A 21196-nucleotide genomic window follows, 5' to 3' on the forward strand; every position below is an offset into this window, starting at 1 on the left:
GCGGATGCCCACCATGTCCAGCCCCAGAAAGACCGTGGCCGTGATGACGTAAAGCAAAGCGGTTTGCAGCATGGAGTGCCTTTCAGTCCCGGGTCAGCCACGCCCCGTCCGGCGCAGACAAAAAAACTCACAGCGCAGGGCGGGACAGGGCAGAAACACCCCGCGCATGACGGAATTGGTCATCACCGCCTGGTCCCTCCGCAAGCCAGGCCAATGCGTGCAGACATGGTCGGACTCCATCACCACGGCCAGTTGGTCCCGCGGGCGCGTTGATTTCTCTTCCCGGCGAAATTGGCCTCTGCATCACAATACGCCTGACCCCCGGTAGCGGATCAGTCGAGCGCGAAGAAAGTATAAGGGCCGCAATCTTCCCTTGCGAATGGCTTCGCGGCGCTGTTCGCCTTCGCCCGGGAACCGGATACCGCCCCGCCATGGCGCTGAACCAGTGGCGGCTTCATGGCCCGATATCCACCGGCAGATGCGCCGCGCAATACGGGATCTGCCCCCTGACTTACGCGGCCCCGGCCGAGCCAGGGTTCTGCTCCGCTCTGCCTGCGGCGGAGCGTTGTGTGTCCGGGAAGGATCAAATTCCTCACGGGAACCCGTTCTCACTTTGGCCGGGAATGACCTCATCACCAGCCATGCCGCCACCGAGAGCGTCTCACCGATGCGTATGAAGCCCAAAGGCTCTCCACCGCGTCAGGTGCCAGGCGCTTACGCCACCGCCCGCCTTTGATCCGGAAGGCCCATCGAGATCAGCAGCGGATCCTCCTGCTGGCGCAGCTGGAAGGTGGATTTGTCGCTCAGCCCGGCATGGCCCGCAAGGATCAGGCTCTGCGCCACTGCCCCGCCCAGCGTGGTGCCGGGCCCGGTGACGATGAACAGGTCGGGCGCGAATTCGCGGGCGGCGACGGTGATGGCGCGGGTAAAATCATAGCTTTCAACCACCTGATGGCCGAGCGTGTAGGCCCGCAAGGCCCCGGCATCGGTGGCGCCGGGCCACCAGATCGCGCCGCGCCCGTCGATCAGCGGCAGCTTCGGCTGGCCAAACAGCCTGTCCGGCAACAGGGCGCGCCCCCGGGCCGCCACCGGCGCCTGCATCGGCGTGTGAAAGGCCGCGTGATTGCCGAGCCGCATCGGAAAGCGGCCCTGTTCGGGTGGAACCGTGGTCTCGAAGGCCCGAAGCCCGCCCTCATTCCCGGCCAGCACCAGCATCCCGCCCAGATCGATGGAGAGGTAAAGCTGATGCTCTGCCCGCGCGGCAATCTCTGCAACCAGCGTCAGAAGCGCCGCCTTGCGCGCCGGGTCCGGGCGCCAATCCTCGCCCATCCAGGGATGGATGAGCTGGCCGCCGATCATCGCCTCCTGCATCAGGGTGCCCATCGTATTGGCGATATGGAAGCCGTTTTCCGCACTGACCGCGCCGCCGCAGGCCAGCGCGGAATACCAGCCCATCGAGTTGCCCGTCACCGCGACCAGCCGCACCCGATCAGGGTCGAGCGACAGCGCATCGCCCAGCGTCGCCGCAAAGATCAGCCCGGCGGCATTGTCGCCGCGCCCGTGTTTGCCGGGAGAGAACCGCCCGGCGCCGTCCAGCGCAGTGAGCGTCTCCTGCCCCGCCGCCTCACGCGCGGCATCGAACCGCGCCAGCAGCGCCGGATCGGGGAAATGGCGCGCCAGCCAGCCGAGCTCGCCCGCGTTATACGTCCCGCGCCCCGGGCAGATCAGCACTGCGGTCTTCATGATCTGCCTCCTGCCAGGGCGATGGCTGCGGTGGTGATGCTGTCGGCCGAGGGCATGGTGACCGCATAGGCCGGGCCGGTGGCGATAAAGCTGTCCTCAGCCGTCAGACGCGCCAGTTTCGCGCCGGAGGTTTCGTGGAAATGCGCCATCAGGGCCTCGGCCACGCCGCCGGAATGGCGGGTCTCATCGACGATCAGGATATGTTCGCAGCCCGCCACCGCCGCCGTCAGCGCCTCTTTCGGCAGAGGCGACAGCCAGCGGGTGTCGATGATGCGGACCCTGATCCCGGCGGCTTCGATGGCACGGCGCGCTTTGTGCGAGAGGTAGACGCCGTTCCCGAACGTCACGATGGCGAGATCGGTGCCGGCACCGTCAATGCCGACCTCGCCAAACCGGATCACCTCGGACGGGTCGGGATAGGGCCGCATCCAGAGCCCGTCCTTGTCGTCATGCAGATCGCGCATCGGATAAAGCGCGATCGGCTCCAGGAAGGTGACCAGCCGCTGCTCTTCGCGCGCGAGGCGCACGCATTCGCGCAGCATCCGCGCGGCGTCCGCCCCGTTCGAGGGCACCGCAAGGATCAGCCCCGGAATATCGCGCAGCACCGCGACCGAATTGTCATTGTGGAAATGGCCCCCAAAGCCCTTCTGATAGCCCAGGCCCGCGATCCGCAGCACCATCGGATTGGTAAACTGCCCGTTCGAAAAGAAGGGCAGCGTCGCCGCCTCGCCCCGGATCTGATCCTCGGCATTGTGGAGATATGCCAGGAACTGGATCTCGGGCATCGGCACGAAACCGTTCTGCGCCATGCCGATGGCCAGCCCGAGGATCGATTGTTCATCCAGCAGCGTGTCGATCATCCGGTCCGGCCCGAAACGCGATTGCAGCTTTTGCGTGACGCCATAGACGCCGCCCTTGCGCCCGACATCCTCGCCCATCATGACGATCTCGGGATGCGCCAGCATCAGATCGGTCAGCGCCATATTGATCAGTTTCGACATGATCTGCGGCTCGGCTGCCTGTTTCAGATCGGAGCCAAACACCGAAGCGCGCGCCTCCGGCCCCGGCCCGTTGGTGGGGCGGCAGGGGCGCGCGGGCGGGATCAGGCTCGCCATCACGCCCTGCGCGTCCTTCAGACGCGGGCGGGTCACGGCCTCTGTCGCGACCCGGCTGACCCGCGCGGCGGTCTCCTCATAGATCGCCAGCGCCCCGGCCCCGGAAAGCGCGCCCGCCTCCTGCAAGAGCCGCACGGAATGCAGCAGCGGATCCTGCGCCTCCTCGGCCTCGACCTCGGCCTTCGGCATATAGGTGGTGGGCATATCGGCCCCGGCATGGCCATAAAGCCGGATGGTGCGGATATGCAGGAAGGCCGGTTTTCGCCTTGTCCGCACATAATCGGCTGCGGCCAGCGCGGTCGCATAGGTGTCGAAGATATCGAGGCCATCACAGGCGAAATATTTCAGCCCCGGCCGCGCCGAGAAGGTGGCCGCGATCCAGCCTTTCGGGGTTTTGGTCGAGATTCCGATGCCGTTATCCTCGCAGCAAAACAGCAAGGGCAGCGGCACCGACTGATAGGAGGTCCATTGCGCGGCGTTGAACGCCCCCTGCGCCGTCGAGTGATTGGCCGAGGCATCGCCGAAGCTGCAAAAGGCAATCGCGTCATCGGGCAGGATCGCATGTTCGGGCCGCTGCCTGCGCGCCGCGCCGATGGAATAGGCGGCGCCGACGGCCTTTGGCAGATGGCTCGCGATGGTCGAGGTCTGCGGCGGGATGAACAGCGCCTTCGACCCCAGCACCTTGTGCCGCCCGCCCGAGATCGGGTCTTCGGTGGACGACGCGAACGAGAGCAGCATATCCCACAGGATGGTCTGCCCCGGCACCTGTTCGGCCCGCTGGATCTGGAAGGCCGCGTCGCGGTAATGCAGGAAGGCGATATCCGTGGGGCGCAGCGCCGCCGCGACCGCCGCCATCCCCTCATGCCCCGACGATCCGATGGTGTAAAAGCCGGTCCCCGCCGCCTGCATCGCACGGCTGGTGCGGTCGAGATGGCGCGACAGGCAGCCGGAACGGTAGAGCGAGACCGCGGCCTCACGGCTCAGCGGGCCAGCGGGCGCGCGGCCTTCCGGCAGATCCCCCGCCGCGACCCGGCGCAGGAAATTCTCATGAACGATGACCGAGCGGCCCATGCGTCGTCTCCCCTTCCCGGTGGAAGTCTCAGGCGGTGATGGTCATGCGGGCACGGATCGCACTGGCGATCCGGCTGAGGCCCTGGTCGAGATCGGCGTCGCCATAGGCGAAAGAGAGCCTTGCATGGCCGGGCAGCCCGAAGGCGCGGCCCGGCACGATAGCGACGCCCGCATCTTCCAAAAGCCAGGCGCAGAGATCGGCATCACTCGCGAAACCGCCCGTCTTCATCGCGCCGGTGATGTCGGGGAAGACGTAGAAGGCGCCCTCCGGCTCGGGGCAGCGGATGCCGGGAATGGCGTTCAGCGCCGCGACCACCCGGTCGCGCCGCGCCCGCATTGCTTGCAGCCGCGTGTCGAGCAGCGCCTGATCGCCGGTCAGCGCCGCCAGCGCCGCCGCCTGCGAGATCGAGCACGCGCCCGACGTCACCTGGCCCTGGACCGCGCCCATCGCCTGGATCAGATCGGCCGGCCCGATGCCCCAGCCGATCCGCCAGCCGGTCATCGAATATGCTTTCGACACCCCGTTCACCACCAGAAGCCGCTCTGCGAGCTCCGGTGCCGCCTGGCGGAACGGGGTGAAGGGGATGTAGCTCAGGTGGTCATAAATCTCGTCCGACAGGATCCAGACCTGCGGATGGCGCGCCAGAACCCCGGCCAGCGCCCGGATCTCGGCCGCCGAATAGATCGCGCCCGAGGGGTTCGAGGGCGAGTTCAGCATCAGCCAGCGGGTGCGGGGCGTGATCGCCGCCTCCAGTTGCGAGGGCGAGAGTTTGAAACCCGCCTCCTGGCCGCATCTGATCACCACCGGACGCCCGCCTGCCATCAGCACGATGTCGGAATAGCTGGTCCAGAACGGCGCGGGCATGATGACCTCATCGCCCTCATTCAGACTGGCAAGCATCGCATTGGCCAGCACCTGCTTCGCCCCGGTCGAGACGATCACATTGGCAGGCGCCACCCCGTTCCCGTCGGCAATCGCCCGCCGCAGTTCCGGCGTGCCGAGGGTCGCGGGGTAGCGCGTCTTTCCCGCCAGCGCCGCGCGATGCGCCGCCTCGATGATGTGGTCCGGCGTCGGGAAATCCGGCTCGCCGGTCGAGAGCGCGACCACATCGCGCCCCGCCGCTTTCAGTGCAGCGGCCTTTTCCGTCAGCTGCACGATTTCCGAGATTTCCAGATCGGCGATGCGCGAGGCGCGGGTGAAAATGGTCATGGCAGGGTCTTTCCGGGCCTCGCGCGCGCGGGCCGCTGATTGGGGGTCAGAAACGGGCCTCGGCCAGATGAACGAGCTGCGCTCCGGCCTCATACCAGGCGGAACGCAGGCCCCGCAGCACCGTCGGCGCAGGCTGGCTGAGCGGCAGCGGCAGATCCGCAGCAAGGGTCTTCCCGGCGAGGAAAGACGCCATGGCGCGGCCAAAGACCGTGCCCGGCGCGATGCCGCGCCCGTTATAGCCGCAAAAGGCGAAGATGCCCTCGTCCAGTCGATGGAAACGCGGCAGGTTGTCCGAGGTCATGCCGATCGAGCCGAACCATTCGCTTTCAAACTCCACCGTGCCGATCTGCGGATAGATCCGGCGCAGCGCGCGTTTCGCCCAGGCGCGGTGGATCGCGGTGCCGGTGTTCCTGAGCGCACCGACCGAGCCGAAAACCAGCCGGTTCTGCGCGTCATAGCGGAACGACAGCAGCACTTCGCGGGTGTCCCAGACACCCTGACGGCCGGGCAGAATCTGGCGCACGACATCCTCGGGCAGCGGCCTCGTTGCCATGTTGAAGTAAGGCAGCGTCACCTGCTGGCGCGCAATGTCCTGCATCACAAGCCTGGTATAGGCGTCGGTGGCCAGCACCACCCGCCCGGCCTTCAGCGCACCGCGCGGCGTGGTGATGCGCCAGCCATTGCCGTCGCGCGCGATGCCGGTCGCCGGGGTCGAGGTATGGATCACCGCCCCCGCCCGCACCGCCGCATGGGCCAGACCGCGCGCATAGGCGAGCGGCTGGATCGTGCCCGCCCGGCGGTCCAGCAGCGCGCCCTCATAATAGCCGGTGCCAAGGGCGAGCGCCGCCTCGGCCTTCCCCATCAGCTCGACCGGCGCGCCGCGGGCCTGCCATTGCCTTGCGCGCTCGGTCAGCTCGGTAAAGCCCTTCTTGCCGTCGCCCGCATGCAGCGTGCCGACGGGGTTGGCCTCGCAGTCTATCGCGTGACGGCGCACCATCTCCCAGACGTAAGAGGGGCCGGCGCCGAGGAAATCCAGCAGCCGGTTGCCGTAATCCGTGCCCAGCGTCCTGATCAGATCCTCGGGCATCACCCACATGCCGGCATTGACGAGGCCCACATTGCGCCCCGCACCGCCGAAGCCGATCTCCGCCGCCTCGATCACCGTCGCGGAAATTCCCTGCTCCACCAGATGCAGCGCGGTTGACAGCCCGGTATAGCCGGCGCCGATCACCGCCACATCAGTCTGCGCCTCGCCCTCCAGCGCGGGGGTCGCGGGCGGCGGTGGCGCGCTTTTCTCCCACAGACCGTGCGAGCGTGGATCGTTCAGCATTCTCTGACCCCAATTCTGTCCGGCAGGCGGGCGACGTCTCAGCACCCTGCCCGCACGTCTCGCGCTCTTTTCTCGGGGAAAGCCGCGCAGTAAGATAACAAACCTTTCTCATGACATCATGCCGGGTTGTAATGCCGATACACGCACCCAGACGGTTCCTGCCCTCGATCTCGCTGCTGGCGGCGTTCGAGGCGGCGGCGCGCTCCGGCTCTATCACCGAGGCGGCGGCGGAGCTGTCGCTGACGCAATCGGCGGTGTCGCGGCAGATCAAGGCGCTGGAGGACCAGCTCGGGTTCGAGCTGTTCGTGCGGGCGAAGCAGAAGATCCGGCTGACCTTCGGCGGCCAGGTCTATGCGCGTGAGATCCGCGACGCCCTGGGGCGCATTTCCAGCGCCTCGCTCAATCTGCTGGCCAATCCCTCGGGCGGCACGCTGACGCTTGCGGTGCCGCCGACCTTCGGCGCGCGCTGGCTGACGCGGCGGCTGCCGCGCTTTGTCGCGGCGCATCCCGATGTGATGCTGAACGTGCTGAGCCGCCTGTCGCGCTTCGATTTCCGCGAGGATGTGATCGACGCCGCCATCACATTCGGCGATGAGCCCTGGACCGGCGCCGAGATGCTGCGGCTGCGCCAGGAGACGGTGATCCCGATCTGCTCGCCCGAACTGGCGGGGCGCTACGGCTTCACGACGCCAACTGACATCCGCCGCGCGCCGCTGTTGCATCTGACCACCCGGCCTGACGCATGGGAGCGCTGGCTGGCCCATCACGGCGCCGATGACAAGGGCGTCCACGGGATGCTGTTCGACCAGTTCGCCACGCTTTACGAGGCGGCGGCGGGCGGGCTTGGCGTGGCGCTTTTGCCGGAATTCCTCTTTGCCGATGAGCTGCGCGAGGGCCATGTGATCCGCGCGCTGCCGCTGCCGATGACAAGCGAGGGCGCCTATCATCTGTGCTGGCCGCGTGAACGTGGCGATCACCCTTTGCTGGCGCTGTTTCGCGACTGGCTCGTGGCCGAGATGGCCCACGACCCCTGACGGGTCATGACGAATGCACGCCTGCACCCGGGGCGCTCATTCCGTTTTCGCATGATTTCAGGAGGAATGATCGAAAGGCGCGGCCGCGACGCTGTGCTAACGCTGTGAGAGAAGATCTTCGCAGCAGCCGATATACCAATGACCAGCACGCCCTTTTGCAGCCCCGATGCCATCCGCAGCCAGTTCTCGGCGGCGATGTCGGCGATGTATCGTGACGAGGTGCCCGCTTACGGCGCCCTGCTGAAACTGGTCGCCGAGGTCAATGACCAGGTGCTGCGCGCCGATCCGGCGCAGCGCGCCCGGCTGGCGGCGAGCGACGACCTTGACCGCATTTCCGAGGAACGCCACGGCGCGATCCGCCTCGGCACCGCCGCAGAGCTTGCCACCATGCGCCGGCTCTTTGCCGTGATGGGCATGTATCCGGTCGGCTATTACGACCTCTCGGAGGCCGGGGTGCCGGTTCACGCGACCGCCTTCCGTCCGGTGGGCGAGGCCGCGCTGAAGCGCAATCCGTTCCGCGTCTTCACCTCGCTGTTGCGGCTTGACCTGATCGCGGATGAGGGGTTGCGCGATGCCGCCGCGAGCCTGCTGGCCGCGCGCGACATCTTCACCCCGGGCTGCCGCGCGCTGATCGAAAAGGCCGAAGCGCAGGGCGGGCTTTGCGACACCGATGCCAGGCAATTCGTCACCGAGGCACTGGAGACCTTCCGCTGGCACCCGCGCGCCAGTGTCACGGCCGGGATGTATGGCCGCCTGCACGAGGCGCATCGGCTGATCGCGGATGTGGTCTCGTTCCGGGGGCCGCATATCAACCACCTGACGCCGCGCACGCTTGATATTGATGCGGTCCAGTCCGGCATGGCCGCGCGCGGTATCGCCCCGAAGGCGGTGGTCGAGGGGCCGCCGACCCGCAAGGTGCCGATCCTTCTGCGCCAGACCTCGTTCAAGGCGCTGGAAGAGGCGGTGGATTTCCGTGCGGGCGAGGGCTGTGAGACTGGCTGGGAAACCGGCACCCATACCGCCCGTTTCGGCGAGATCGAACAGCGCGGCGTGGCGCTGACCCCGAAGGGCCGCGCGCTTTACGACCGGCTGCTGAGCGAGGCGCGGGCGAAGTGCCGGCCTGCGGCGGATGGCTCCAACGCGGGGGCCTATATGGCGGCGCTGGAAGACGCATTCCGCGCCTTTCCCGATGACGAAGACAGCCTGCGCCGTGACGGGCTTGCCTGGTTCACCTGGGCGCTGACCGATAAGGGCCTCGCGGCGCAAAGCGCATCGCGCGATCCCGAGGCCCTGGCCGCTGAGGGGCTGATCCGCTTTGACCCGGTGGTCTATGAAGACTTCCTGCCCGTCAGCGCGGCGGGGATCTTCCAGTCCAATCTCGGCGACAATGCCGCGCAGAATTTCACCGCCAGCCCCAGCCAGCAGCGTTTCGAGGCGGATCTCGGCGCCCCCGTCCTCAACGAATTCGCGCATTACGAGGCGATTGTCGCAGCCTCCCGCACCGCCTGTCTGGCGGCCCTGTCGCGGGCCGTGGCATGACGGCGGCGGCGCTGACCGAGCTCAGGGACTGTCTTGGCGCGGGGGCTGTCCTGACCGCGCCCGAAGACCGTATCGCCTATGAGACCGGCGCGCGCTATGACCGGGGCCGGGCGCTGGCGGTGCTGCGCCCGGCCTCTACCGCCGAGGTTGCGGCGGCGGTCCGTATCGCGGTGCGGCGCGGGCTGCATCTGATCCCCCAGGGCGCGAATACCGGGCTGGTCGCCGGCTCGACCCCCGATGACAGCGGTGCCCAGGTGATCCTGAGCCTTGAGCGGCTGAAAAGCTGTTTCGAGCCCGATTTCGACAATCGCAGCCTGCATCTTGGCGCCGGGCACCGGCTGTCGGATGTCAATGCGCGGCTGGCCCCCGAGGGGCTGTTCTTCCCGATTGATCTGGGCGCAGACCCTTCGGTCGGCGGCATGATCGCAACCAATACCGGCGGCGCCCGCTTTCTGCGCTATGGCGATGTGCGCGCCAATCTGCTGGGCGTGACGGTGGTGCTGGCCGATGAGGCGGGGACCATCCTGACCCTCGGCGGGCCGCTGCACAAGAACAATACCGGGGTGGACTGGAAGCAGCTTTTCACCGGCACCAGCGGCGCTTTCGGGATCATTGCCGAGGCGGTGCTGAAACTGCATCCGCTGCCCGGCGACCAGGCGGCGGCGATCCTGGTGCCCGCGTCCGGCGCGGCGGTGCTGCCGCTTCTGCGCCGGATGGAAGCCGCGCTCGGCCCGGCGCTGACCGCGTTCGAGGGCATGTCCGGCCCGGCGATGCAGGCCGCACTTGATCATGTGCCGTCGCTGCGCGATCCCTTCGGGGGCGCGGTGCCGGATTACGCCATCCTCGCCGAGGTCTCGACACCCCGCCCTGGCGCGGAAACGCTGCTCGGGGAGGTGCTCGAACGCCTGCTGGAGGAAGAGCCCGATCTTCTCGCCGACGCCCGTTTCGGCGCGCATGAGCGGACCTGGGCCCTGCGCCACGCGCTTTCCGAAGGGGTGAAGGCGAAAGGCCGGCTGATCGCCTTCGATCTGTCTTTCCGCCGTGGCGACATCATGCGCTTTTGCGAAGAGATGAAGGCCGAGCTGCCCGCGCATTTCCCCGGCATCACCATCTGCGATTTCGGCCATATCGGCGATGGCGGGGTGCATTTCAACCTGGTGGCCGATCCGGCATCACCGCTCGCAACCGATCCTGAACAGGAGCTGCGGCTGCGCGACATGGTCTTTGACCGCGTTGTCACCCGTTTCGGCGGCAGTTTCAGCGCCGAACATGCCATTGGCCGCAAAAACCGCCGCTGGTATGAGATCTACACCCCCGATGCCGAGCGCCGCCTGTCGCGCGCTTTGTCCGCCGCCACATCGCCCGCCGGTCTCGGCGCGGTGAGCTTTGCCTGACCGAAGGAACCCGATTTGTCCCAGACTCTTCAAGCCCGCACCAAAGACCTGCTCGACCGCCTTGGCGTCCCGGCCGCCGCCTGGACCGGCGGCACGCTGAAAAGCTTCACCCCGGTCACGGGCGAGGAGATCGCGCAGCTGAAACCCGATACCGCCGCCACGACCGAAGCCGCCATCGCCCGCGCAAAGGCCGCGTTCGAGGCCTGGCGCGTGGTGCCCGCGCCGCGCCGGGGCGAACTCGTGCGGCTTCTGGGCGAGGAGTTGCGCGCGGCGAAGGAAGACCTCGGCGCGCTGGTCTCCATCGAGGCGGGCAAGATCCCGTCCGAGGGCCTCGGCGAGGTCCAGGAGATGATCGACATCTGCGATTTCGCGGTCGGCCTGTCGCGTCAGCTTTACGGCCTGACCATCGCCTCGGAACGCCCCGGCCACCGCATGATGGAAAGCTGGCATCCGCTGGGCGTCGTGGGCGTGATCTCGGCCTTCAACTTCCCCGTAGCGGTCTGGTCCTGGAATACCGCGCTGGCGCTGGTTGCCGGGAATGCCGTGATCTGGAAACCGTCGGAGAAAACCCCGCTGACCGCGCTGGCAAGCCACGCGATCCTGGAACGCGCGCTGAAGCGTTTCGGCGATGCGCCGGAGGGGCTGTCGCAGGTGATCATCGGCGGGCCGGACGTGGGCGAGGCGCTGGTTTCCAGCCCGGATGTGCCGCTGATTTCCGCCACCGGCTCGACCCGGATGGGCCGCATCGTCGGGCCGAAAGTGGCGGCGCGCTTTGGCCGCTCGATCCTTGAGCTCGGCGGCAACAATGCCGGGATCGTCTGCCCCTCGGCCGATCTCGACATGGCCCTGCGGGCCATTGCTTTCGGAGCGATGGGCACCGCAGGGCAACGCTGCACCACCCTGCGCCGTCTTTTCGTGCATGAAAGCGTCTATGACGCCCTGGTGCCGCGCCTGATCAAGGCTTACGGCTCGGTTTCGGTCGGCAATCCGCTGGAGTCGGGCGCGCTGGTCGGGCCGCTGGTCGACGCCCGGGCCTTTGACGCGATGCAAAAGGCCCTGACCGAGGCGAAAGCCGCGGGCGGCAAGGTCCATGGCGGCGAGCGTGTCGCGACCGGCGCCGAGACCGCCTTCTACGCCCGCCCGGCGCTGGTCGAGATGCCCGACCAGACCGGGCCGGTGCTGGAGGAAACCTTCGCGCCCATCCTCTATGTGGTGAAATACAAAGAACTTTCCGACGCCATCCGCCTGCATAATGCGGTCGGCGCCGGGCTGTCCTCGTCGATCTTCACCCTCGACATGCGCGAGGCGGAAACCTTCCTCTCGGCAGCAGGCTCCGATTGCGGCATCGCGAATGTGAATATCGGCACTTCGGGCGCCGAAATCGGCGGCGCGTTCGGCGGCGAGAAAGAGACCGGCGGCGGGCGCGAGAGCGGCTCGGACGCCTGGAAGGGCTATATGCGCCGCCAGACCAACACGATCAATTACTCGACCCAGCTGCCGCTGGCACAGGGCGTGGTCTTCGACATCGACTGATCCGGGGAGCGGCGGGGCAACCCGCCGCACTCCAAACCTGAAGTTATGTCCCGCCGCACTTTTTTCACGCTGCCGGGACGAATCGCAGATTGTTAGTCTTGCCCCGGGCATCCGCCAGCAATCTGAAAATCAAAACAATACACGCAAACCGGCAGGAAATGCCGGGCGGACTTTTATTGCCTCGGATCAACCACAGGGGGATGGTCATGTGTGATGTCAGGGCGCCGGGTATGGCGCGATGATCGCTTCGGATAAGACGCTGATCCGGCTGAACGGGCTGAGCAAGCATTACGGCAGGCTCACCGTTCTGGACGGGATCGACCTTGAGGTGAAGGCGGGCGAAGTCCTCGCGATCATCGGCCCCAGCGGGTCGGGGAAGAGCACGCTTCTGCGCTGCATCAACTATCTGGAACCGCCGGACGGCGGCACTATCACGGTGGACGATATCGTGATCGACGCCGGAAATCCGATCGGGCGCGCGGCGCTTTCGGGCCTGCGCCGCCGGGTCGGCATGGTGTTCCAGTCCTTCAACCTCTTCCCGCATATGTCGGTTCTGCGCAACATCAGCCTGCCGCAGGAGCGGGTGCTGGGCCGTTCGCGCAAAGAGGCGGATGCGCGCTCGATGCAACTCCTGAGCCGCGTGGGCCTTGCCGACAAGGCGGAACAATTCCCCATCCGCTGCTCGGGCGGCCAGCAGCAGCGCATCGCGATTGCCCGCGCGCTGGCGCTCGACCCGGAGGTGATGCTGTTTGACGAGCCGACCTCGGCGCTGGATCCCGAGCTGGGGCTTGAGGTGCTGGCCGTGATGCGGGAACTCGCGAAAAGCGGCATGACGATGATCGTCGTCACCCATGAGATGGGCTTTGCCGAGAATGTCTCGGACACGGTCATGATCATGGCTGACGGCAATATCGTCGAGAAAGGCCCGTCGAAAGAGATCATGCGCAATCCGCAGCATGAACGCACGAAACGCTTTCTGCGCGCGGTGCATGACCGATGAACGGGCTGGATCTGATGCCGCTGTTTCGCGGCCTGCTATGGACCATCACCCTGACCGGCGGCGCCTTTCTGATCGGATCGGTGCTGGCGGTGCCCTTGCTGCTGGCGCGCCGCAGCCGGGTCTGGCTGGTGCGGTTTGTCGCGATGAGCGTGATCCAGATCGTCAGGGGCATTCCGCCGATCCTGTGGCTTTTCATCATCTTCTTCGGGCTTGGCATGGGCTTCCTGCCGGTCAGCCCGTTCGGGGCGGCCCTGGCCGGGCTTGGCCTGATCGCGGCCGCCAATATGGCCGAGATCTATCGCGGCGCGCTGTCCTCGATCCATTTCGGCCAGTTTGAAGCGGCGAACGCGCTGGATCTGGGCCGCTGGTCGACCTTCCGTGACGTGGTCGCGCCCCAGGCTTTCCGCGTCGCGCTGCCGACGGCGGCCAGCTATCTGATCGGGCTGATGAAAGAGACCGCCGTCGCCTCGACCATCGGCGTGACCGAGCTGGCCTTCCACGGCAAACAAATGTCGCAGCTGACCTTTCGCGGGCTGGAAGTCTATGCGCTGGTCGGCCTTTTCTACATCGCGCTGAGCCTGCCGGTGGCCTGGGCCTCGCGCGCGGCGGACAGCCGTCTTCGCGCAAGGGTGGCCCGCTGATGTTGCCGGATTTCACGGAAATCACCGCCTGGATGCCGGACCTGATGTCGGGCTTCAAAATCTCGCTCCAGGTCACGTTTTTCAGCCTGCTGATCGGCATCCCCTTCGGCCTCGTGCTGGCGCTTGGCGTGATGGCAAAGGGCCGGGTGATCCGCGCGATCAGCCTTTTCGCGGTCGAGGTCGGGCGCGGCGCCCCCGCGCTGGTGCTGTTGCAGTTCATCTATGTCGGCCTGCCCTCGGCCGGGCTGATGGTCGGCTCTTTCATGGCCGCCATCGCGGCCCTGGCCTGGAATACCGGCGCCTATACCAGCGAGATCATCCGCGCGAGCCTGCTGTCGATCCCGTCGGGCCAGCGCGAAGCGGCCGAGGCGCTTGGCATGAAGCGCCTCGATGAGCTGCGCTTCATCCTGCTTCCCCAGGGGCTGCGGGTTGCGCTGCCGGCGCTGCTTGGGTTTTCCATCCTGATTTTCCAGAGCACCTCGCTTTGTTTCACGATTGCTTTGCCGGAACTGGTCAGCCGCGCCTATGAGATCGGCTCGATCACCTTCCGCTATTTCCCGGTGCTTCTGCTGGCGGGCCTTCTTTACGCCAGCATCTCGATCCCCGCCGCCTTGCTTGTCGATTTCATCGAAAAGCGCGCCGGGAAATTCGCTTCACGCTGAAACGGAATACAACAGGGAGACTGAAGAATGATCACCAAAAGAAATCTGCTGACTGCCGCCGCTGCTCTCGCCCTTGGCACAGGTTTTGCCAGCGCGCAGGACTGCACGCCGAAACATGAATTCACCACTGTCACGCCGGGCGTGCTGACGGTCGCCGTCACCACCTATGCGCCGCATTCCTATCTGGATGAAAGCGGCGTCATGAAGGGGATCGACGGCGATATCGCCGCCGAATTCGCCAAACGCGAATGCCTTGAGGTCAAGGCGATTGCGGTCGATCCGGCGGCGGCGATCCAGTATGTGCTGTCGGGCCAGGCCGATATCTCCACCGGCGACTGGTATCGCACGGCCGAGCGCGCCAAAGTCATGAACCTCTCCGCGCCGCTTTATACCGACCAGATGGGCATCTATTCCAAGGACGGTTTCAAGACCGTCGCCGATATGGAAGGCAAGAAGGTCGGCACCGTGCAGGGCTATCTCTGGGTTTCCGACCTCAAGACCGTGCTGGGCGACAACCTCACGCTCTATCCCGGCTCGGTCAATATGCAGCAGGATCTGAAGCTGGGCCGCATCGACATCGGCGTTGACGGCTATTCGACCGGCGTCGTCGCAGAGCAGCAGGGCGCGCTTGGCGATATCCAGGTCCATGTCGGCGCCCCGGATGAGCGGGTGCGCGCCACGATGGAGGCGGCCCAGGCCGGGCTGCCCTATAACAAATCCGCCACCGATCTCGGCGTGGCGCTGGATGCCGCGATTGCCGAGATGCATGCCGATGGCACCATCGTCGCGATCCTGAAATCCTACGGTCTCGACGGCACCGCCGCCGATGTCGGCGAGCCGCGCCTGATCGAGTGATCCGGCCACACAGACTCATGGCGGGGGGTCCTCCCCCGCCGGTTTCCCCCTCGGAGCTTCCCATGACGGTCTATCACGTCACCCGCAAAAGCCAGTCCTGGTATGGCGAGGATATCGGTATCCTGATCCTCGACGCGGCCTATCCCTGTGTGCCCGGCAATGTCGGCAATGCCACGACCTGGGATTTCCCGGTCCGCTATCACGAGGTGCGCGGCGCCTCGATCGACCGGCTGCTGAACCAGCGCGATCCGGCGCTGAAAGAGGTCTTCATCGAGGGCGCGCTGGAGTTGCAGGCCCGCGGCGTGAAGGCGATCACCGGCGCCTGCGGTTTCATGGCCTTGTTCCAGAAAGAGGTCGCGGCGGCGGTCGGGATCCCGGTCTTGCTGTCGAGCCTGATGCAGGTGCCGTTCATGCATGCGGTGGCGGGTGGCGCGGTCGGCATCATCACCGCCAATGCCTCGCAACTGACGCCAGGCCATTTCGCCGCCTGCAATATCGGCGCCGATATCCCGCTGGTGATTGCCGGGATGGAAGGCCAGCAGGAATTCCGCGAGTCGATCCTGGAAGAGCGCGGCACCCTGGATTCCGCGAAGATCGAGGCCGAGGTGACGGAAGTCGCCCGCGCGATGGTGGCGGCCAATCCGGAGGTCCGTTCGATCCTCCTCGAATGCAGCGATCTGCCGCCCTATGCCCATGCGGTGCAAAAGGTGACTGGGCGCCCGGTTTTCGATTTCGTCACCATGATCAACCATGTCCGCCAGTCGGTCGCGCGCCGCCCCTACAGCGGGTGCATGTAAGGGGGCGCCGATGTCGCTCGATCATTACTTCCTGCTGGGGCGCTCGGGGCTGAGGGTCAGCCGGATGGCGCTTGGCACCATGACCTTCGGCAATGCGGGCATTCGCGGGATTGAGGGGTCATGGGGCAGCGACCGCGCCGACGCCCGCGCGATCTTTGACCGCTATGTCGCCGCCGGCGGCAATTTCATCGACACCGCCGACAGCTATGCCGGCGGCCTCAGCGAAAGCCTGATTGGCGAGTTCGTGGCCGAGGCCGGGCTGCGCGATCAGCTGGTGATCGCGACCAAATTCTCGAACAACCTGCATCCGGGGAACCCCAATGCCGGGGGCAACGGGCGCAAGAACATCATGCGCGCGATCGACGCCTCGCTGAAGCGGCTGAAGACCGATTACATCGACCTTTACATCCTGCACACCTGGGACCGGATCACCCCCGTTGAAGAGGTCCTGCGCACGCTGGACGACCTGACCCGCGCCGGGAAAATCCGTTATGCCGGGCTGTCAGACGTGCCGGGTTGGTATGCCGCGCGCGCCGTCACGCTGGCCGAGGCCCATGCGCTGGCGCGCCCGATCAGCCTGCAACTGCCCTGGTCGCTGGCCGAGCGCAGCATCGAGCCGGAATTCGTGCCGCTCGCGCGCGAGCTGGGTCTTGGCATCACCGCCTGGAGCCCGCTTGCCATGGGGCTTTTGTCGGGGAAATACCGCGCGGGCGGCCAGGGGCGGCTGAGCCAGGACGCCTCTGGCTCGGGGCTTGGCCTCTTCACCGACCGCAATATGGCCATCGTCGCCACGCTGGAGCGGGTGGCGGCAGAGGCCGGGCGCAGCATGGCGCAGGTCGCGCTGAACTGGCTCGTGAACCGGCCTTCGGCGGCGGCGGCGATCATCGGCGCCAGTCGGATCACCCAGCTTGAGGACAATATCGCGGCGCTCGGCTTCACGCTTGCGCCCGATCATGTCGCGGCGCTGGACGCGGTCAGCGCAATCCCCCTGCCCTATCCCTATTCGCTTTTCGCCGATGATTACCAGGCGGGGATCCTGAACACCGGCACCAGCGTGGGCGACAAGCCGCCGCAGTATCAGCCGCCGCTCTTCCTGCCCGAGGTGCGCGATTACGCCTTCGGCCAGCCCAAACCGCCCCGAGACTGAACGCCCTCAGCCCTGGCCCATCTGATCCAGCAGCCAGTCGCGGAACAGCTCGGTTCCGCGTTTGGCGGGGCGCTGCGCGGGCATGACCAGACAGATCCACTGGCCCGAGCGATAGCTCTCCGGCAAGGGTTTCACAAGTTGCCCGGCGGCCAGCTGACCCTCGACCAGATGGGACCAGCCAAGCGCGATCCCCTCGCCCAGACCCGCCGCCTTCAGCGAGCCGAGCGAGTCGGTAAAGACCACATCCTCGCGCAGCCGCGCCATCTGGACACCGTGCCGCTCCAGCCATTCGCGCCAGCCGATGCGGGTGCGGTGACGCTCCTCGAAATCCAGCAGCAGATGGTTGCGCAGATCGCCCGGCCCGGAAAGCGCCCCATACCGCGCCAGATAATCCGGGCTGCACACCGGCATCACCTCTTCCTCGACGAATTTCCAGGCATGCAGCCCCGGCCAGCGCCCGGACCCCAACCGCGCCGAAAGGTCGATATTCTCGGCCGCCAGATCCTGGTCATCGCGGCTGGATTCCTCGATCCTGAGCGTCACGCCGGGATGTTTGTCGCGAAAATCGCGCAGGCGCGGCAAGAGCCAGAGCTGCACGAAAGAGGCCGAGAACGACACCCGCACCAGATCGCCCGCATGCTCGCGCTGCAAAGAGCCGATCACCATATGCAGATGATCGAAACTCTCCTGCACCTCGCGGTAGAGGCGCGCGCCCTCGGCGGTCAGTTCCAGCCGGTTGTGCTCGCGGCGAAACAGTTTCAGCCCGGTCGATTCCTCCAGAAGGCGAATGGTTTTCGACACCGCCGGCTGGCTGACATTCAGCTCATCCGCCGCCGCGGTAAAACTTTTGCGCCGCGCGGCGGCCTCGAAAGCGAAGAGATAATTCGCGGAAGGAACGAAGGAACGGAGGCGGTGCATAATTTCAGGTTATGAAGCCCTCCAGTTTTTGGCAAGGTCACATCTGTGCTCCTCAGGGCTAGACTGCCGGAAAATCTCGGGGAGTTATTCGATGAAAACCCATGCCAGGGCGGTGGTGATCGGCGGCGGCTGTGTTGGCGCCGGCATCCTTTACGGGCTCGCAAAACGCGGCTGGACCGACACCGTTTTGCTGGAGCGCACCCAGCTGACCGCCGGCTCGACCTGGCATGCGGCGGGGCTGATCCCGTCTTACGCCCGTTCGCTGAACATCGGGCGGATGATCCAGAAGACCATCGAGATCTATGAGGGCCTGGAGGCCGAGACCGGGCAGCATGTCGGCTGGCACAAATGCGGCCAGTTGAGGATCGCGAACACCAAAGACCGGCTGGACGAATATAAAAGCTATATGGATGTCGCCGCTGTGCAGGGCATCCGCGCCGAACTGGTGACGCCGAAAGAGGCGGTGGAACTCTGGCCGCTGCTGGAAAACAACAAGGACATGCTGGCCGCGCTTTACCATCCCGATGACGGCCATATCGCCCCCGCCGATGTGACCATGGCGATGGCGAAAGGCGCCCGCGATCTGGGCGCGAAGATCGAGCTGAACACCGAGGTGAAGGCGATCGAGCGCCAGCCCTCGGGCGAGTGGAAGATCACCACCAACAAGGGCGAGATCCTCTGCGAACATGTGATCTGCGCCACCGGCAATTACGCGCGCCAGACCGGGGCGATGCTGGGGCTGGAAATCCCCGCCATCCCGATCATCCACCAATACTGGATCACCGATGCGGTGCCGGAAATTATCGAGCGCAAGCGCCAGGGCCTGCCGGAAATGCCGATCCTGCGCGATGAGGGCTTTGAGGGCTATCTCCGCGAGGAAGGCGACGGGCTGATGTTCGGCCCTTACGAGAAGACCGAACATTTGCAGCTTTTCGCTGAAAACGGCGTGCCGGAATGGTTCGGCGCCGATCTGATGGAGGAGGATTTCGATTCCGTCTCCTGGAACTGGGAGCAGGCGCTGCATCTGGTGCCTGCCCTGTCGCGGGCCGGGATCAAGTCGAACGTGCGCGGGCCGTTCCAGATGACGCCCGACGAGTTGCCGCTGATGGGCCCGGCCTGGGGGGTCGAGAATGTCTGGCTGGCCGAGGGTGTGCCGGGCGGCATCCTCTGGGGCGCGGCGATCGGCTATTACCTTTCGGAACGGATCGTCGAGGGCGGCAACAGTCTTGATACGTCCGAACTGGACCCGCGCCGTTTCGGAGCTTACGCCAACAAGGAATGGACCCGCCACAAGGTGCGCGAGGCCTGGGGCACCCATGCCGAGCTGCATTTCCCCGGCCAGGACATGCCCGCCGCGCGGCCGCAGAAAACCACCCCTTCCTATGACACGCTGACGGCGCGCGGCGCGGTCTGGGGCGTGCTCGACGGTTGGGAAGTGCCGAACTGGTTCGCGCCCGAAGGGGTTGAGGCGAAGGACCAGTATTCCTGGCGCTGGACGCAGAAGGGCAAATATATCGGCGAGGAAGTGGCGGCGGTTCGCAATGCCGTCGGCCTCGTCGAGATGACCGCGATGACGAAATACGAAGTGTCCGGCCCTGGTGCTGCGGCCTGGCTCGACCATGTTCTGGCCAATCGCCTGCCGAAAACCGGGCGCGTCAACCTCAGCCACCATCTGACGCCGAAGGGCGGCGTCCAGGCGGAATATGTCGTCTCGCGGCTGACGGATGATTTGTTCTACCTGATCTCGACCCCCAGGGCCGAGCGCTGGAACTTTGACGATCTGTCGAAACTGTTGCCGAAGGACGGCTCGGTGCTGCTGCGCAACGTCTCGGACGAGCGCGGCTGTTTTACCGTGGTCGGCCCGAAGGCGCGCGAGGTGTTGCAGGCCCTGACCGAAACCGACCTCTCGAATGAGGCATTTCCGCCGTTCTCGGTGCAGACCGGCACGGTGGCGCTGGCCTCGGATGTGCGGATGCTGCGGGTGAATTATGAGGGCGAGCTGGGCTGGGAGCTCTACCACCCCCTGCCCTATCAGCGCGGTCTTCTGCACGCGATCCTCAAGGCGGGCGAGGCCCATGGTTTGCGGCTGATCGGCTATCACGCGCTGGAAAGCCTGCGTCTCGAAAAATCCTATCGCGCGATGTATCGCGATATGAACCCCGAGCTCAGCGCCTGGGAAAGCTCGCTCGATCGGTTTATCCGGCTGGAGAAAGGGGATTTCATCGGCCGCGATGCGCTTGTCGCGCAGAAGGATGCGGGCGTGAAGCGGCGCTCGGTGACGATTGCGGTCGAGACCGAGGGCGCCAGCACGCTGATATATGAGGGCGTTTACCACAAGGGAGAGCTGGTCGGGCGCATCACCTCGGGCACCTATGGCTGGACGCTGGGCTACGACGTGGCCTTTGCGCTTTTGCCGGTGGAACTGGGGCAGCCCGGAACCGGGCTTGAGGTGCCGGTCCTCGGCGAGATGCGCAAGGCGCGGGTGATTGCGGATTCGCCCTATGACCCCGAAGCCCTGCGCGGCCGGATGTGAGCAAATCTCCGAGCCGCAATTCGGAGACGAGGCACGAAGGTCCTCGTGCCTTTCAAACGGGCAACCGGGCCGAAGGCGCGCGAGGCAGAGGGGCTGTCCGAAGCGAAGGAGCCGCCTCCCCTGCCGCATCCGAACATGGCCGCGCTCCAGGCCCAGCGGAACGGCCAGTGCTATGAGCACCTTCAGGACGAGGACGGCCGCCCCCAGGCGGCCGAGACCTTCCGGTCCCTCGTCTATCAGGTGACGCCGGTGCCGGAAGACGGAGACCTGGCCATCACCCTGCGCGGCGATCTCCTGGCATAATCGACCAGCAATCGGATCTTGGATCACCTTCTACAACCATCGACGACCCCACACTGCCCATGGCGGACAGCCGCCCGCCGTGGTCTACTTCAACAGCATCGAAACCGACCAGCAGGCGCAGGCAGTAGCTTAAACATCCTCGAAAACTGTCCAAGGATCGGGAAGTAGCTCACTGGACAATCTACTCGGCTCGCAGGACGCATCGCGGAAGCCGTCTCGCGAACAGCCAAAAACCTCCTCGGCGGGTGCCTTGGAGGTTTCGCAATTATCGTTGGTTGCGGGGGCAGGATTTGAACCTGCGGCCTTCAGGTTATGAGCCTGACGAGCTACCGGGCTGCTCCACCCCGCGGCCGTTTCTTCCCGTGAGTTTT

At 66.0% G+C, this 21196-nt stretch carries 17 protein-coding genes and 1 tRNA gene; 12 read left to right on the top strand and 6 right to left on the bottom strand.

Going from position 1 to position 21196, the window contains the following annotated elements; genetic code table 11:
* Window positions 1–714: 714 nt before the first annotated feature.
* From XINFAN_RS04180 to XINFAN_RS04195, 4 genes are read right to left on the bottom strand one after another with little or no spacing between them, the layout of a single operon-like run.
* Window positions 715–1743 (bottom strand): ACP S-malonyltransferase, encoded by a 1029-nt coding sequence (locus tag XINFAN_RS04180; protein ID WP_124085233.1) that lies wholly within the window; start codon window positions 1741–1743, stop codon window positions 715–717.
* Complete coding sequence (locus XINFAN_RS04185; RefSeq protein WP_124085234.1) at window positions 1740–3929, bottom strand: dehydrogenase E1 component subunit alpha/beta; 2190 nt, start codon at window positions 3927–3929, stop codon at window positions 1740–1742. The genes XINFAN_RS04180 and XINFAN_RS04185 overlap by 4 nt, the downstream gene beginning before the upstream one ends.
* Window positions 3930–3957: 28 nt before the next feature.
* Entirely contained in the window at window positions 3958–5139 is a 1182-nt protein-coding gene (locus tag XINFAN_RS04190) for a pyridoxal phosphate-dependent aminotransferase (protein WP_124085235.1), read from the bottom strand.
* Between the two features lie 46 nt (window positions 5140–5185).
* Window positions 5186–6469 carry an NAD(P)/FAD-dependent oxidoreductase gene (locus XINFAN_RS04195; RefSeq protein ID WP_124085236.1) on the bottom strand — a complete coding sequence of 428 codons (1284 nt, stop codon included), beginning with the start codon at window positions 6467–6469 and terminating at the stop codon, window positions 5186–5188.
* A 131-nt stretch (window positions 6470–6600) separates the two neighbouring features.
* Between XINFAN_RS04195 and XINFAN_RS04200 the strand changes: the two genes are divergently transcribed.
* The 10 genes from XINFAN_RS04200 to XINFAN_RS04245 all read left to right on the top strand — a co-directional run bounded on the left by XINFAN_RS04200 (window position 6601) and on the right by XINFAN_RS04245 (window position 17071).
* Window positions 6601–7503, top strand: coding sequence for a LysR substrate-binding domain-containing protein (locus tag XINFAN_RS04200; protein WP_233352120.1), 903 nt, complete (start codon window positions 6601–6603; stop codon window positions 7501–7503).
* Window positions 7504–7641: 138 nt separating this feature from the next.
* Window positions 7642–9042, top strand: a complete 1401-nt coding sequence (hglS, locus tag XINFAN_RS04205; RefSeq protein WP_124085237.1) for a 2-oxoadipate dioxygenase/decarboxylase HglS — start codon at window positions 7642–7644, stop codon at window positions 9040–9042.
* A complete protein-coding gene (locus XINFAN_RS04210) occupies window positions 9039–10436 on the top strand; it encodes an FAD-binding oxidoreductase (protein ID WP_124085238.1) in 1398 nt (465 codons plus the stop codon). Before hglS ends, XINFAN_RS04210 begins: the two co-directional genes overlap by 4 nt.
* Before the next feature lie 15 nt (window positions 10437–10451).
* The gene (amaB, locus tag XINFAN_RS04215; protein ID WP_124085239.1) at window positions 10452–11969 is read left to right on the top strand and encodes an L-piperidine-6-carboxylate dehydrogenase; all 1518 of its coding nucleotides are present in this window, start codon (window positions 10452–10454) and stop codon (window positions 11967–11969) included.
* Window positions 11970–12207: 238 nt separating this feature from the next.
* Window positions 12208–12969, top strand: coding sequence for an amino acid ABC transporter ATP-binding protein (locus XINFAN_RS04220; RefSeq protein WP_124085240.1), 762 nt, complete (start codon window positions 12208–12210; stop codon window positions 12967–12969).
* Complete coding sequence (locus XINFAN_RS04225) at window positions 12966–13610, top strand: amino acid ABC transporter permease (protein WP_124085241.1); 645 nt, start codon at window positions 12966–12968, stop codon at window positions 13608–13610. The genes XINFAN_RS04220 and XINFAN_RS04225 overlap by 4 nt, the downstream gene beginning before the upstream one ends.
* On the top strand, window positions 13610–14272 hold the full coding sequence (locus XINFAN_RS04230) for an amino acid ABC transporter permease (RefSeq protein ID WP_124085242.1): 663 nt from the start codon (window positions 13610–13612) through the stop codon (window positions 14270–14272). The genes XINFAN_RS04225 and XINFAN_RS04230 overlap by 1 nt, the downstream gene beginning before the upstream one ends.
* A gap of 27 nt (window positions 14273–14299) precedes the next feature.
* Window positions 14300–15127: a substrate-binding periplasmic protein gene (locus XINFAN_RS04235; protein WP_124085243.1), complete on the top strand. Its 828-nt coding sequence runs from the start codon at window positions 14300–14302 to the stop codon at window positions 15125–15127.
* A 62-nt stretch (window positions 15128–15189) separates the two neighbouring features.
* Entirely contained in the window at window positions 15190–15924 is a 735-nt protein-coding gene (locus XINFAN_RS04240; protein ID WP_124085244.1) for an aspartate/glutamate racemase family protein, read from the top strand.
* Window positions 15925–15934: 10 nt separating this feature from the next.
* On the top strand, window positions 15935–17071 hold the full coding sequence (locus XINFAN_RS04245) for an aldo/keto reductase (RefSeq protein ID WP_124085245.1): 1137 nt from the start codon (window positions 15935–15937) through the stop codon (window positions 17069–17071).
* Between the two features lie 6 nt (window positions 17072–17077).
* Here XINFAN_RS04245 and XINFAN_RS04250 read toward each other — a convergent pair whose 3' ends face one another.
* Window positions 17078–17989: a LysR substrate-binding domain-containing protein gene (locus tag XINFAN_RS04250; protein WP_124085246.1), complete on the bottom strand. Its 912-nt coding sequence runs from the start codon at window positions 17987–17989 to the stop codon at window positions 17078–17080.
* Between the two features lie 91 nt (window positions 17990–18080).
* On the opposite strand from XINFAN_RS04250, the gene XINFAN_RS04255 reads away from it, so the two are divergent.
* Entirely contained in the window at window positions 18081–20522 is a 2442-nt protein-coding gene (locus XINFAN_RS04255; protein WP_124085247.1) for a GcvT family protein, read from the top strand.
* Between the two features lie 45 nt (window positions 20523–20567).
* The gene (locus tag XINFAN_RS04260; RefSeq protein WP_124085248.1) at window positions 20568–20825 is read left to right on the top strand and encodes a hypothetical protein; all 258 of its coding nucleotides are present in this window, start codon (window positions 20568–20570) and stop codon (window positions 20823–20825) included.
* Window positions 20826–21097: 272 nt separating this feature from the next.
* Here the strand turns inward: XINFAN_RS04260 and XINFAN_RS04270 are convergent.
* Window positions 21098–21174 (bottom strand) — tRNA-Met (locus XINFAN_RS04270).
* Window positions 21175–21196 lie beyond the last annotated feature (22 nt).

Origin of the sequence: Pseudogemmobacter humi, assembly GCF_900609055.1 — a bacterium.
Classification (GTDB): domain Bacteria; phylum Pseudomonadota; class Alphaproteobacteria; order Rhodobacterales; family Rhodobacteraceae; genus Pseudogemmobacter; species Pseudogemmobacter humi.